Origin of the sequence: Enterobacter sp. Acro-832 (genome assembly GCF_011752745.1) — a bacterium.
GTDB lineage: Bacteria > Pseudomonadota > Gammaproteobacteria > Enterobacterales > Enterobacteriaceae > Enterobacter > Enterobacter quasiroggenkampii.
This window is the reverse complement of sequence record NZ_VWWX01000001.1, coordinates 1,341,504-1,354,372: the sequence shown is the minus strand read 5'-3', so window position 1 is coordinate 1,354,372 and position 12,869 is coordinate 1,341,504. Positions and strand designations below refer to the sequence as shown.

Annotated in this window: 15 protein-coding genes; 11 read left to right on the top strand and 4 right to left on the bottom strand. The window is 57.7% G+C overall.

Annotated features, from left to right (window positions below; translation table 11 throughout):
* Window positions 1-36 precede the first annotated feature (36 nt).
* A complete protein-coding gene (gene suhB / locus F3J31_RS06200; protein ID WP_003860668.1) occupies window positions 37-840 on the bottom strand; it encodes an inositol-1-monophosphatase in 804 nt (267 codons plus the stop codon).
* Between the two features lie 131 nt (window positions 841-971).
* Between suhB and trmJ the strand changes: the two genes are divergently transcribed.
* From trmJ to sseB, 11 genes are all read left to right on the top strand, one after another.
* A complete protein-coding gene (gene trmJ, locus F3J31_RS06195) occupies window positions 972-1,697 on the top strand; it encodes a tRNA (cytosine(32)/uridine(32)-2'-O)-methyltransferase TrmJ (protein ID WP_008502159.1) in 726 nt (241 codons plus the stop codon).
* Between the two features lie 231 nt (window positions 1,698-1,928).
* Window positions 1,929-2,420, top strand: a complete 492-nt coding sequence (gene iscR / locus F3J31_RS06190) for a Fe-S cluster assembly transcriptional regulator IscR (protein ID WP_045399615.1) — start codon at window positions 1,929-1,931, stop codon at window positions 2,418-2,420.
* Window positions 2,421-2,539: 119 nt separating this feature from the next.
* Window positions 2,540-3,754 (top strand): cysteine desulfurase, encoded by a 1,215-nt coding sequence (gene iscS / locus F3J31_RS06185; RefSeq protein ID WP_008502157.1) that lies wholly within the window; start codon window positions 2,540-2,542, stop codon window positions 3,752-3,754.
* 24 nt (window positions 3,755-3,778) lie between these two features.
* Entirely contained in the window at window positions 3,779-4,165 is a 387-nt protein-coding gene (gene iscU / locus F3J31_RS06180) for a Fe-S cluster assembly scaffold IscU (RefSeq protein WP_003860661.1), read from the top strand.
* A gap of 13 nt (window positions 4,166-4,178) precedes the next feature.
* Window positions 4,179-4,502 carry an iron-sulfur cluster assembly protein IscA gene (iscA, locus tag F3J31_RS06175; RefSeq protein ID WP_003860659.1) on the top strand — a complete coding sequence of 108 codons (324 nt, stop codon included), beginning with the start codon at window positions 4,179-4,181 and terminating at the stop codon, window positions 4,500-4,502.
* An 80-nt stretch (window positions 4,503-4,582) separates the two neighbouring features.
* On the top strand, window positions 4,583-5,098 hold the full coding sequence (hscB, locus tag F3J31_RS06170) for a co-chaperone HscB (RefSeq protein ID WP_024908642.1): 516 nt from the start codon (window positions 4,583-4,585) through the stop codon (window positions 5,096-5,098).
* 14 nt (window positions 5,099-5,112) lie between these two features.
* Window positions 5,113-6,963: a Fe-S protein assembly chaperone HscA gene (hscA, locus tag F3J31_RS06165; RefSeq protein WP_167211946.1), complete on the top strand. Its 1,851-nt coding sequence runs from the start codon at window positions 5,113-5,115 to the stop codon at window positions 6,961-6,963.
* 1 nt (window position 6,964) lies between these two features.
* On the top strand, window positions 6,965-7,300 hold the full coding sequence (gene fdx / locus F3J31_RS06160) for an ISC system 2Fe-2S type ferredoxin (RefSeq protein ID WP_003860652.1): 336 nt from the start codon (window positions 6,965-6,967) through the stop codon (window positions 7,298-7,300).
* A 1-nt stretch (window position 7,301) separates the two neighbouring features.
* Window positions 7,302-7,502 (top strand): Fe-S cluster assembly protein IscX, encoded by a 201-nt coding sequence (iscX, locus tag F3J31_RS06155; RefSeq protein ID WP_003860650.1) that lies wholly within the window; start codon window positions 7,302-7,304, stop codon window positions 7,500-7,502.
* A 60-nt stretch (window positions 7,503-7,562) separates the two neighbouring features.
* Complete coding sequence (pepB, locus tag F3J31_RS06150) at window positions 7,563-8,849, top strand: aminopeptidase PepB (RefSeq protein WP_024908644.1); 1,287 nt, start codon at window positions 7,563-7,565, stop codon at window positions 8,847-8,849.
* Between the two features lie 141 nt (window positions 8,850-8,990).
* A complete protein-coding gene (gene sseB, locus F3J31_RS06145; protein ID WP_032648693.1) occupies window positions 8,991-9,767 on the top strand; it encodes an enhanced serine sensitivity protein SseB in 777 nt (258 codons plus the stop codon).
* 17 nt (window positions 9,768-9,784) lie between these two features.
* On the opposite strand, the gene F3J31_RS06140 is transcribed toward sseB, so the two are convergent.
* The 3 genes from F3J31_RS06140 to F3J31_RS06130 form a co-directional block, all read right to left on the bottom strand.
* Entirely contained in the window at window positions 9,785-10,555 is a 771-nt protein-coding gene (locus F3J31_RS06140; RefSeq protein WP_167211943.1) for a MurR/RpiR family transcriptional regulator, read from the bottom strand.
* Window positions 10,555-11,400, bottom strand: a complete 846-nt coding sequence (gene sseA / locus F3J31_RS06135) for a 3-mercaptopyruvate sulfurtransferase (RefSeq protein WP_032675337.1) — start codon at window positions 11,398-11,400, stop codon at window positions 10,555-10,557. Before sseA ends, F3J31_RS06140 begins: the two co-directional genes overlap by 1 nt.
* Before the next feature lie 90 nt (window positions 11,401-11,490).
* Window positions 11,491-12,858, bottom strand: a complete 1,368-nt coding sequence (locus tag F3J31_RS06130; protein WP_167211940.1) for a 6-phospho-alpha-glucosidase — start codon at window positions 12,856-12,858, stop codon at window positions 11,491-11,493.
* Window positions 12,859-12,869 lie beyond the last annotated feature (11 nt).

Sequence of the window (12,869 nt, the reverse complement as noted above, 5' to 3'; positions counted from 1 at the left end):
CGGTAAGCGTAGCGCCACCGGGCTTAACAAACTGGATTAACGCTTCAGCGCATCGCTCAGTTCATCACGCATGTTGGCCAGCATGGCTTTAACAACGCGTGGGTTACCCGCAACGATGTTGCCGGTAGACATATAGTTATGACCGCCGGTGAAGTCGCAAACAATGGCGCCTGCTTCACGCGCGATCAGCTCGCCCGCAGCAAAATCCCATGGCTTCAGTGAGAGTTCGAAGTAACCGTCAACGCGGCCGGTTGCCACGTAGGCCAGATCCAGCGCAGCAGAACCGGTGCGACGGAAGTCCGCGCATTCGGTGAACAGTTTACCCAGGATATTCATATAGGTGGTCGCGTGCTGTTTCGCCTTGAACGGGAAACCGGTCGCCAGGATGGTGCCGTCCAGATCGCGTGCGTTGCTGCAGCGCAGACGGTAGCCGTTCAGCTGCGCGCCCTGACCGCGGGTTGCGGTGAACAGTTCGTTACGCATTGGATCGTACACAACGGCGACTTCAGTACGGCCTTTAATGCGTACTGCGATAGACACAGAGAAGTGTGGCAGGCGTTTGACGAAGTTGGTGGTGCCATCCAGTGGATCGATAACCCATTGAACATCCTGATCGGTACCTTCATGTTCACCGCTTTCTTCGGTGATGATGGTGTGCTGTGGGTAAGATTTGCGGATCGTTTCGATAATAATCGCTTCTGCGGCTTTATCGACGTTAGTCACGAAATCATTGCTGCCTTTCTGGCTGGTTTCTACGGAGTCTGGCGTTTCGTAGTGTTTGGCAATTACATTACCCGCCTTGCGCGCTGCGCGCACGGCGATGGTCAGCATCGGATGCATCGGTCTCTCTCACTGGATGTTAAAGAACAGGAAAATCGGCGCAGAGTATAGCAGCGGGATCGGATTATGTCTCCCGTTTATGATAATATGCCCGAATATTCTTCAGACACTGAATTCAGACATTAAAAATTATGCTGCAAAACATTCGAATTGTGCTGGTCGAAACATCGCATACCGGCAACATGGGCTCCGTTGCCCGCGCTATGAAAACCATGGGCTTAACGAACCTGTGGCTGGTTAACCCGCTGGTGAAACCTGACTCGCAGGCTATCGCGCTGGCGGCCGGGGCCAGCGACGTGATCGGCAATGCCCAGATCGTCGATACTCTTGACGAAGCGCTGGCTGGCTGCAGCCTCGTTGTTGGTACCAGCGCGCGTTCGCGCACGCTGCCGTGGCCAATGCTCGATCCGCGTGAATGCGGCCTGAAAAGTGTCTCGGAAGCAGAACAGGCACCGGTTGCACTGGTGTTTGGCCGCGAACGCGTTGGCCTGACCAACGATGAACTGCAGAAGTGTCATTATCACGTCGCGATTGCGGCAAATCCGGAGTACAGCTCGCTGAACCTGGCGATGGCGGTGCAGGTTATCGCCTATGAAGTGCGTATGGCGTGGCTGGCAACGCAGGAAAAAGAGGTTGAGCCTAAAGAAGAGACGGCTTACCCGCTGGTGGACGACCTTGAGCGTTTCTACGGTCACCTGGAGCAGACGCTGCTCTCGACCGGCTTTATCCGCGAAGGCCACCCGGGTCAGGTAATGAATAAGCTGCGCCGTCTGTTCACCCGCGCGCGTCCGGAAAGCCAGGAGCTGAACATCCTGCGCGGGATCCTGGCGTCGATTGAGCAGAAGAATAAAGAGTAGTGTCGTCTGTTCGCCGGGTGGCGCTTCGCTTGCCCGGCCTACAAAACCGTCGGTCGGCTACGCGAAGCGTCACCCGACAAAAAACGGCACGGAAGGTTAAATACCTGACTAAAACAGTCAAGTAAATAGTTGACCATTTTAGTCAGGAATGTCAGACTTGGCCCTGCTATGCAATACCCCATTTTACAATAAAAAACCCCGGGCAGGGGCGAGTTTGAGGTTAAGTAAGACATGAGACTGACATCTAAAGGGCGTTATGCCGTGACCGCGATGCTGGACGTTGCGCTCAACTCCGAAGCGGGCCCGGTTCCGTTGGCTGATATTTCTGAACGACAAGGGATCTCCCTCTCTTATCTGGAACAGCTGTTCTCCAGACTGCGTAAAAATGGACTGGTTTCCAGCGTTCGTGGCCCAGGCGGCGGTTATCTGCTGGGTAAAGACGCGGGCAGTATTGCAGTTGGCGAAGTGATCAGCGCAGTTGACGAATCCGTTGACGCGACCCGTTGCCAGGGTAAAGGCGGCTGCCAGGGCGGCGATAAGTGCCTGACCCACGCGCTGTGGCGCGATCTGAGCGACCGTCTGACCGGCTTCCTGAACAACATCACCCTCGGTGAGCTGGTGAATAACCAGGAAGTTCTGGACGTATCGGGCCGTCAGCACGGCCATGATTCCCAACGCAGCACCCGCGCGCAGGACGCTATCGACGTCAAATTACGCGCGTAATAAAACGATAAGTATTTCAGAATCAGGCCGGGGCGAAGACTCGCCCCGTGTACTCGGTCGTACATCCAGCCGGTTGCCTGATTCCTTGCATTGAAGCGATGTACGGAGTTTATAGAGCAATGAAATTACCGATTTATCTCGACTACTCCGCAACCACGCCGGTGGACCCGCGTGTTGCCGAGAAAATGATGCAGTGTCTGACCCTGGACGGAAACTTTGGTAACCCAGCTTCCCGTTCACACCGTTTTGGCTGGCATGCTGAAGAGGCGGTTGATATCGCCCGTAATCAGATTGCTGACCTGGTGGGTGCCGACCCGCGTGAGATTGTTTTCACCTCCGGTGCGACCGAATCCGACAACCTGGCGATCAAAGGTGCAGCCAACTTTTATCAGAAAAAAGGCAAGCACATCATCACCAGCAAAACCGAACACAAAGCCGTGCTGGACACCTGCCGTCAGCTGGAGCGTGAAGGGTATGAAGTCACCTACCTGGCGCCACAGAGCAACGGCATCATCGATCTGAAAGAGCTCGAAGCGGCCATGCGTGATGACACCATTCTGGTCTCCATCATGCACGTCAACAACGAAATCGGCGTGGTACAAGACATCGCGACCATCGGCGAAATGTGCCGCGCGCGCGGTATCATCTACCACGTAGACGCGACCCAGAGCGTGGGCAAACTGCCTATCGACCTGAGCCAGCTGAAAGTGGACCTGATGTCCTTCTCCGGCCACAAAATCTATGGCCCGAAAGGGATTGGCGCGCTGTACGTTCGTCGTAAACCCCGTATCCGCATCGAAGCGCAGATGCACGGTGGCGGTCACGAGCGCGGCATGCGTTCCGGTACACTGCCTGTTCACCAGATCGTGGGCATGGGCGAAGCCTACCGCATTGCAAAAGAAGAGATGGAAACCGAGATGGCACGCCTGCGCACGCTGCGTAACCGTCTGTGGGACGGCGTGAAAGATATGGAAGAAGTGTATCTGAACGGCGATCTCGAGCAGGGCGCACCAAACATCCTCAACGTCAGCTTCAACTATGTTGAAGGCGAGTCGCTGATCATGGCGCTGAAAGACCTGGCAGTTTCTTCCGGTTCTGCCTGTACGTCTGCAAGCCTTGAGCCATCCTACGTGCTGCGTGCGCTGGGTATGACTGACGAGCTGGCACACAGCTCTATCCGTTTCTCTTTAGGTCGTTTCACTACCGAAGAAGAGATTGACTACACCATCAAGCTGGTTCGCAACTCCATTGGCCGTCTGCGCGACCTTTCTCCACTGTGGGAAATGTTCAAGCAGGGCGTGGATCTGAACAGCATTGAATGGTCACATCACTAATCGGTACATAAGGAGAATTCAATCATGGCATACAGCGAAAAAGTCATCGATCATTACGAAAACCCACGCAACGTTGGCTCTTTTGACAACAGCGACGAATCTGTTGGTAGCGGCATGGTCGGTGCGCCAGCGTGTGGCGACGTGATGAAGTTGCAGATTAAAGTCAACAATGAAGGTATCATTGAAGACGCGCGCTTCAAGACCTACGGCTGCGGTTCTGCAATTGCGTCCAGCTCCCTGGTTACCGAATGGGTGAAGGGCAAGTCTCTGGACGAAGCACAGGCAATCAAGAACACGGATATTGCTGAAGAACTCGAACTGCCACCGGTGAAAATTCACTGCTCAATTCTGGCAGAAGACGCGATCAAAGCCGCCATTGCGGATTACAAAAGCAAACGTGAAGCAAAATAATTGAGGTTTGAGTATGTCGATTACCCTTAGCGACAGCGCTGCCGCGCGAGTAAGCTCTTTTCTGGCGAACCGTGGTAAAGGCTTTGGCCTGCGACTGGGCGTACGTACCTCCGGCTGTTCTGGTATGGCTTACGTACTGGAGTTTGTTGACGAACCGGCGTCTGACGACACCGTGTTTGAAGACAAGGGCGTGAAGGTGGTGGTCGATGGCAAAAGCCTGCAATTCCTCAACGGCACTCAGCTGGACTTCGTTAAAGAAGGCCTGAACGAAGGGTTCAAATTCACGAACCCGAACGTCAAAGACGAGTGTGGTTGCGGCGAAAGCTTCCACGTTTAACCGCGCGTCATCCGAAACCCCACCGTGGCGTTACCCGCTACGCGTGGGGTTTGTTTTAACAGGCTACCCCTGAGATTGTTATGGATTACTTCACTCTCTTCGGACTACCCGCTCAATACCCGATTGATCTCCAGGCGTTGACGATCCGTTTTCAGGATCTGCAGCGTCAGTACCATCCGGACAAATTCGCGAGCGGTACTCAGGCAGAGCAGCTGGCTGCGGTTTCCCACTCTGCCACCATCAACCAGGCCTGGCAGACGCTGCGCCATCCGCTGGCGCGCGCTGAATATCTGCTCTCGCTCCACGGTTTTGATCTGGCGAGCGAACAGCACACCGTGCGTGACACGGCGTTTCTGATGGAGCAGCTGGAGCTTCGCGAAGAGCTCGATGAGATTGAACAGGCCAAAGACGAAGCGCGTCTGGAAAGCTTTATTACGCGCGTGAAGGGCATGTTCGATACCCGCCATCAGCAGATGGTGGAGCAACTGAACAACGAGACCTGGGACGTGGCGGCAGATACTGTGCGCAAACTCCGTTTTCTCGATAAACTGCGAAGCAGTGCTGAACAACTCGAAGAAAAGCTGCTCGATTTTTAATTTCGGAAGCAATTATGGCCTTATTACAAATTAGTGAGCCTGGCTTAAGTGCCGCACCGCACCAGCGTCGTCTGGCGGTGGGTATTGATCTGGGCACCACCAATTCCCTCGTGGCGACCGTGCGCAGCGGCCAGGCGGAAACGCTGGCTGACGAGCAGGGGCGCCATCTGCTGCCTTCCGTGGTCCACTACCAGCAGCAGGGTCACGCGGTAGGCTATGACGCCCGCGCGAATGCCGCGCGCGATCCGGCGAATACCATCAGCTCCGTCAAGCGCATGATGGGCCGCTCGCTGGCCGATATTCAGACCCGCTATCCGCATCTGCCGTATCAACTGCAGGCCAGTGAAAACGGCCTGCCGATGATTGCGACCGCGGCCGGTCTGCTGAACCCGATTCGTGTTTCTGCTGACATCCTCAAAGCGCTGGCTGAGCGCGCTACGGCAACGCTCGGTGGCGATCTGGACGGCGTGGTGATCACCGTTCCTGCCTACTTTGACGATGCACAGCGTCAGGGCACCAAAGACGCCGCGCGTCTGGCGGGTCTGCACGTGCTGCGTCTGCTGAACGAACCGACGGCGGCGGCGATTGCCTACGGCCTCGATTCCGGTCAGGAAGGGGTGATCGCGGTTTACGATCTCGGCGGCGGGACGTTTGATATCTCTATCCTGCGCCTGAGCCGCGGGGTGTTTGAAGTGCTGGCGACCGGTGGGGATTCCGCACTGGGCGGTGATGACTTCGACCATCTGCTGGCGGACTACATCCGCGAGCAGGCGGGCATCAGCGATCGCAGCGATGCGCGCGTACAGCGTGAACTGCTGGATGCGGCCATCGACGCCAAAATCGCCCTGAGCGATGCGCAGACGGTTACCGTCAATGTTGCGGGCTGGCAGGGTGAGATCTCTCGCGATCAGTTCAGCGATCTGATCGCCCCACTGGTGAAACGCACCTTACTGGCCTGCCGTCGCGCATTGAAAGATGCGGGCGTTGAGACGAACGAGGTGCTGGAAGTAGTCATGGTGGGCGGTTCGACCCGCGTGCCGCTGGTGCGCGAGCGCGTGGGCGAATTCTTTGGCCGCACGCCGCTGACCTCCATCGACCCGGACAAAGTGGTTGCCGTAGGTGCCGCAATCCAGGCCGATATTCTGGTTGGCAACAAGCCGGACAGCGAAATGCTGCTGCTGGACGTCATCCCGCTGTCGCTGGGCTTAGAAACCATGGGCGGCCTGGTGGAGAAAGTGATCCCGCGTAACACCACCATTCCGGTGGCGCGCGCGCAGGAGTTCACCACCTTTAAAGACGGCCAGACCGCGATGTCCATCCACGTGATGCAGGGCGAACGCGAGCTGGTGCAGGACTGCCGTTCTCTGGCGCGCTTTGCGCTGCGCGGTATCCCGGCGCTGCCTGCGGGCGGGGCGCATATTCGCGTCACCTTCCAGGTGGATGCCGACGGCCTGCTGAGCGTCACGGCGATGGAAAAATCCACCGGCGTGGAATCGTCCATTCAGGTGAAGCCGTCCTACGGCCTGACCGATGGCGAAATCGCCTCCATGATTCAGGACTCAATGAGCTACGCCGAGCAGGATGTGAAGGCGCGTATGCTGGCCGAACAGAAAGTTGAAGCCGCACGCGTGCTGGAGAGCCTGAACGGCGCGCTCGCTGCCGATGCCGCGCTGTTAAGCGCCGCTGAGCGCCAGGTGATTGACGAAGCCGCCGCGCGCTTAAGCGCCGTGGCCGAAGGTAATGACGCTGACGCAATAGAAGAAGCCATTAAAAACGTTGATAAACAAACCCAGGACTTTGCTGCTCGCCGCATGGACAAATCTGTCCGCGTCGCGCTGAAAGGCCAGTCCGTGGACGAGGTTTAATATGCCAAAGATTGTAATTTTGCCTCATGCGGACCTCTGTCCGGATGGCGCTGTTCTGGAAGCGAAGACCGGTGAAACCATTCTCGATGTTGCCCTGCGTGCAGGTATCGAAGTGGAACACGCCTGTGAAAAATCCTGTGCCTGCACCACCTGCCACTGCATCGTGCGTGAAGGTTTTGACTCTCTCGCCGAGAGCACCGAAGACGAAGACGACATGCTGGATAAAGCATGGGGTCTGGAGCCAGACAGCCGCTTAAGCTGCCAGGCTGCGGTGACCGATGAAGATCTGGTCGTGGAGTTCCCACGCTACACCATCAACCACGCACGCGAGCATTAATATGGGACTGAAGTGGACAGACAGCCGTGAAATCGGCGAAGCGCTCTACGACGCGAACCCGGATCTCGATCCGAAGACCGTACGATTCACCGATATGCATCAGTGGATCTGCGATCTGGAAGATTTCGACGACGATCCAAACGCATCCAATGAAAAAATTCTGGAGGCGATTCTGTTAGTCTGGTTAGATGAAGCAGAATAAATAACAAAACGGGCTGCCTTCAGGCGGCCCGTTTGCTAGTTGCTAATAAGGAAAAATAAAATGACCGAAGCGATGAAGATTACGCTCTCTACGCAGCCCGCCGACGCGCGCTGGGGCGAGAAAGCCAGCTACAGCATCAACAACGACGGTATTACCCTGCACCTGACGGGCAACGATGATTTGGGCCTGATCCAGCGCGCCGCGCGTAAAATTGACGGTCTGGGCATTAAGCATGTCTCGCTGGAAGGCGAAGGCTGGGACACCGACCGCAGCTGGGCGTTCTGGGCGGGTTACAAAGGGCCGAAAGGCACCCGCAAAATTGAGTGGGCGAACCTCGACGAAGCCGGTCAGAAAGAGCTGGAAAGCCGTCTGCAAATCATCGACTGGGTACGCGACACCATTAACGCTCCGGCGGAAGAGTTAGGCCCTGAGCAGCTGGCGCAGCGCGCCGTTGACCTGCTGTGTGGCGTGGCGGGCGACAAGATGTCCTACCGCATCACCAAGGGTGAAGACCTGCGCGAGCAGAACTACATGGGTATCCACACCGTGGGTCGTGGTTCTGAGCGTCCACCGGTGCTGCTGGCGCTGGACTACAACCCAACCGGCGATAAAGACGCCCCTGTCTTTGCCTGCCTGGTAGGTAAAGGCATCACCTTCGACACCGGCGGCTACAGCCTGAAGCAGAGCGCGTTCATGGACTCAATGAAGTCCGACATGGGCGGCGCGGCCACCATCACCGGTGCGCTGGCGTTTGCCATCACCCGCGGTCTGAAAAAGCGCGTGAAGCTGTACCTGTGCTGCGCGGACAACATGGTCAGCGGTAACGCCTTCAAGCTGGGCGACATCATTCGCTACCGTAACGGCAAAAACGTTGAGGTGATGAACACTGACGCCGAAGGCCGTCTGGTGCTGGCCGATGGCCTGATCGACGCGTCTGCCCAGAAGCCTGAGCTGATCATCGACATGGCGACTCTGACCGGTGCGGCGAAAACCGCGCTGGGTAACGACTACCACGCGCTGTTCAGCTTTGACGACAAGCTGGCCGCACGCCTGCTGGCCAGCGCTGCGGCGGAAAACGAACCGTTCTGGCGTCTGCCGCTGGCCGAGTTCCACCGTAGCCAGTTGCCGTCCAACTTTGCCGAGCTGAACAACACCGCCAGCGCGGCGTACCCGGCGGGTGCAAGCACCGCAGCAGGCTTCCTGTCTCACTTCGTTGAGAACTACCATGAAGGCTGGCTGCACATTGACTGCTCCGCAACGTACCGCAAAGCGGCGGTTGAGCAGTGGTCCGCGGGCGCGACCGGTCTGGGTGTGCGTACCGTGGCGAACCTGCTGACGGCTGAGTAATCTTTTTTGCCGGGTGGCGCTACGCTTACGCGCGCCTTCGGATTCATCATATTGCCCGGCGGCGCTGCGCTTGCACGGACCTACGGTTTTGTAGGCCGGGTAAGCGAAGCGCCACCCGGCGTTTTTTGAAGTAGCCAAACTATGTCAGATACCAAAAACGAATTAGAGACCCTGCTGGAGCAGGCGGCGACCGAGCCCGCCCACCGTCCGGCATTTTTCCGCACGCTGCTGGAGTCCACCGTCTGGGTGCCGGGTACCGCCGCGGAAGGTGAGCAGGTCGTAGAAGACAGCGCGCTGGATCTGCTGCACTGGGAGAAAGACGACGGCACGTCGGTGATCCCGTTCTTCACCTCGCTAGAAGCGCTGCAGGAAGCGGTTGAAGACGAACAGGCGTTCGTGGTGATGCCGGTGCGTACCCTGTTTGAAATGACGCTCGGCCAGACGCTGTTCCTCAACGCCAAGCTGCCGACCGGGAAAGAGTTTACGCCGCGTGAAATCAGCCACCTGATTGGCGAAGAGGGCAACCCGCTCAGCACGCAGGAAGTGCTGGAAGGGGGCGAAACGCTGCTGCTGTCTGAAGTGGCCGAGCCACCCGCGCAGATGATTGATTCCCTGACGACGTTGTTCAAAACGCTCAAGCCCGTCAGGCGCGCGTTTCTCTGCTCCATCAAAGAGCGTGCGGACGAAAAGCCGGTGCTGTTGATCGGTATTGAAGCCGATGGCGATTTCGACGAGATCGTTCAGGCGGCGGGCAGCGTGGCGACCGACACGCTACCGGGCGATGAACCAATTGATATCTGTCAGGTGAAAAACGGTGAGAAGGGCATCAGCCACTTTATTACCGAGCACATCACGCCGTTCTATGAGCGTCGCTGGGGGGGCTTCCTGCGCGATCTCAAAACCAACCGCATCATCTGATTTCAGCGGGGTGAATATCACCCCGTTGCTTCCAGCAGCAGTAAATCCATCAGCAGCACCAGATTCGACTCAAACGACGTCACCCCTGCGGCTTCGGAGGCGTAGTGTACCGCTTCGTCATAGAGCGCAAAGTGAACGTCGGCCATCTCCGCCAGCGTATTGGCCGAGGCGCGGGTAAACGCGACGATGGTCATGCCGACGTTTTTGGCTATCCGCGCTTTATCCAGCACCTGCTCCGTTTCGCCGCTGCGCGAGACGGCAATAAACACCTGATAGCGAGCGGCATTGCTGAGAAAAATGTTCCGGCTGTCGCCCGGTCCGGAGATAAACGCCGTTTTGCCCAGCACCTGCAGCTTCTTGGTCAGGTACTCCGCAAACAGATAAGAGAACCCGGCCCCGTAGAGAAAGAAACTCTCTTTCTGGCGCAGCAGGTTAGCAAACTGCTGGCGTTTGTCCTGGGTGACCCACTGAAAGGTGTGCTGATAGTTGGCGATAAACTGATTAAACAGCGCCGGGAGCTCAGGGGGCGATTGCCCCTGAACGGCAATGTGCGGCGTGTCGGTGAGCAGCTGCTTGCAGTGCCAGATAAACTCGCTAAAGCCGCTGAACCCCAGCTTCTGGCACAGCCGCATAATGGTGGCGGTAGAAACGAACGTCGCCTGCGCCAGCTCGCGAACCGTAATATTGCCCACCAGCAGCGGATGCTCCGTGAGGTGGGCGAGGACGCGATACTCCGCGCGGGTCAATGACGCTCCGCGCGTTAACAGCGTGGCCAGGCGGTTATCCATTATTTTGCGGGTTCGACAGGCAGATCGTCTCGCGCACCCCATTCGCTCCAGGCGCCGTCGTAGAGCGTGACGTCGCTTACGCCTAGCGTGGCGAGCGCCAGAATGACCACGCAGGCCGTTACGCCGGAACCGCAGCTGGCAATCACTGGACGATGCAAATCAACCCCTGCCCGGTCAAAAATGGCGCGCAGTTCGTCGGTAGTTTTCAGCTCGCCCTCAAATACCAGATCGCCCCACGGCACGTTCAGCGCGCCCGGAATATGCCCGCGCTTCAGCCCCGGACGCGGTTCATCCGCTTCGGCATTGAAGCGAGGAGCAGGGCGGGCATCGACGATTTGCGCCGTTTTTTCATGGCTCACGACCAGCACGTCGGTCAGGCGTTTTACCACGTGGGTGTCAAAGGTCGCGTCGAATTCACCTTCCGGCAGCGTGACATCACCCTGCTGAAGCGGCAGCTCGTCGCGCTTCCAGCCCGCCAGCCCACCGGCAAGAATCGAGACTTTTTCCACGCCGAAGTTTTTCAGCATCCACCACGCGCGCGGCGCGGAGAAGAGGTTACCTTCATCATAGACAACGAGGTGCTTGTCTTTGCTGATGCCCAGCTCGCGCATCGCCACGGAAAACGCTTCCGGGCGCGGCAGCATGTGCGGCAGGGGAGAGGTGTGATCGGAGAGGGCTTCAATATCAAAAAATACCGCCCCCGGCAGATGCCCGGCACGGTATTCACCGGGCACGTCACGATGCTCTTGTCCCGGAGGGGCCATACGCGCGTCGATAATCTGAACTTCCGGATCGTCGCCGTGCTCAATCAGCCAGTCGGCAGCGACAAAATATGAGGTGGACATGGGTTGCCTCCATTCTTTTCCGTAAAAAAAGATTGTCGGTGTTTTTTCTGACACCGACAAGCAAACCACGTTCAACTCGCGAGCAAGCCCCTATTTTTTCACCGGTTCGCCGTCCTGCCAGGCTTTTTGCAGCGCTGGCCAGTAGTCGCGGTTGGCCTCAATCATCTCATCCAGAATGGCTTTTGCATGTTCCATGGTCGGCACGGTGCGGTTGAGGGTAAACGCCTGCAAGGCTTTCTCATAGCTGCCTTCGATAGTCGCCTCCACCAGCAGCTGTTCAGATGCGAGCTGCTGTTGCAAAAGCGTCTGATGGAACAGCGGCACCTGACCAATACGGATCGGTTCTGGGCCCTCGGAGGTGATATAAGCGGGAACTTCCACCACCGCATCGTACGGCAAATTGGTAATCGCCCCGCGGTTTTCCACCATCACCAGATGGCGGCTTCGCAGGTTAAAGGCCAGCGAGCAGGCCACATCGACGATAAACTCGCCGTGGACGCCCACGTGGAAGGCATCCGGTAAAATTCCGGTGCGTTGATATTCTTCGGCGGCGGCGAACAGCTTTTTCTCGCGCCCGTCCATCACTTCGTTGGCGCGGGTATAGTCCGGGTTCTGGTGCGCCACAATCTGGTTCGGCATCAGGTAATACTGCAGATACGGGTTCGGCAGATACTCGGGGAAATTGTCCATGATCGGCTTGATGTTGCGCCAGGTTTTCACCCAGGAGGGGTCAGAATGCTGCGGATCGGTTTTAGCCGCATCTTCCGTCAGCAGGCCAAACTTAGCGATATGCTTACGCAGCGCCGGGAGCTTGTCTTCGCCGTCCACCAGCACGCGGGTAAACCAGCCGAAGTGGTTCAGGCCGAAGTAGTCCACTTCCAGCCTGCGGCGATCGACACCCAGAATCGCCCCCATATTGCGCATGGCGGCCACCGGCATATCGCAGATGTTCAGCACCCGCGCATTTGGCCGCAGACGGCGCACGCCCTCCGCGACGATCGCCGCCGGGTTGGAGTAGTTCACGATCCAGGCTTTTTCATGCGCGTAGCGATCCACCAGATCGATAAGCTCCACCATCGGCAGGATCGTGCGCAGTCCGTAGGCCAGCCCGCCGGGGCCGCAGGTTTCCTGGCCCACCACGCCGTGACGCAGCGGGATCTTCTCATCCTGCTCGCGCATCTTATACTGACCGACGCGCATCTGGGCAAAGACGAAATGGGCGCCGCTGAAGGCCACTTCCGGGTCGCTGGTGACGGTAAATTTGATGTGCTGACTGTGGTCGCGAATGACCTTCTCGACGACCGGCGCAATGGTGTTCTGACGCGCCTCGTCGATATCGTACAGGCGAATTTCGGCCAGCGGGAAATCCTGCAGGCGCACCATCAGGCTTTTCACAATGCCCGGCGTGTAGGTGCTGCCGCCGCCGGCAATCGACAGAATGAATGGGGGTGTAAACATCTTTAGCTCCT

Coding starts and splice junctions, on each gene's coding strand:
- suhB (WP_003860668.1), bottom strand. CDS start 840: ATGCATCCGATGCTGACCATCGCCGTGCGCGCAGCGCGCAAGGCGGGT.
- trmJ (WP_008502159.1), top strand. CDS start 972: ATGCTGCAAAACATTCGAATTGTGCTGGTCGAAACATCGCATACCGGC.
- iscR (WP_045399615.1), top strand. CDS start 1,929: ATGAGACTGACATCTAAAGGGCGTTATGCCGTGACCGCGATGCTGGAC.
- iscS (WP_008502157.1), top strand. CDS start 2,540: ATGAAATTACCGATTTATCTCGACTACTCCGCAACCACGCCGGTGGAC.
- iscU (WP_003860661.1), top strand. CDS start 3,779: ATGGCATACAGCGAAAAAGTCATCGATCATTACGAAAACCCACGCAAC.
- iscA (WP_003860659.1), top strand. CDS start 4,179: ATGTCGATTACCCTTAGCGACAGCGCTGCCGCGCGAGTAAGCTCTTTT.
- hscB (WP_024908642.1), top strand. CDS start 4,583: ATGGATTACTTCACTCTCTTCGGACTACCCGCTCAATACCCGATTGAT.
- hscA (WP_167211946.1), top strand. CDS start 5,113: ATGGCCTTATTACAAATTAGTGAGCCTGGCTTAAGTGCCGCACCGCAC.
- fdx (WP_003860652.1), top strand. CDS start 6,965: ATGCCAAAGATTGTAATTTTGCCTCATGCGGACCTCTGTCCGGATGGC.
- iscX (WP_003860650.1), top strand. CDS start 7,302: ATGGGACTGAAGTGGACAGACAGCCGTGAAATCGGCGAAGCGCTCTAC.
- pepB (WP_024908644.1), top strand. CDS start 7,563: ATGACCGAAGCGATGAAGATTACGCTCTCTACGCAGCCCGCCGACGCG.
- sseB (WP_032648693.1), top strand. CDS start 8,991: ATGTCAGATACCAAAAACGAATTAGAGACCCTGCTGGAGCAGGCGGCG.
- F3J31_RS06140 (WP_167211943.1), bottom strand. CDS start 10,555: ATGGATAACCGCCTGGCCACGCTGTTAACGCGCGGAGCGTCATTGACC.
- sseA (WP_032675337.1), bottom strand. CDS start 11,400: ATGTCCACCTCATATTTTGTCGCTGCCGACTGGCTGATTGAGCACGGC.
- F3J31_RS06130 (WP_167211940.1), bottom strand. CDS start 12,858: ATGTTTACACCCCCATTCATTCTGTCGATTGCCGGCGGCGGCAGCACC.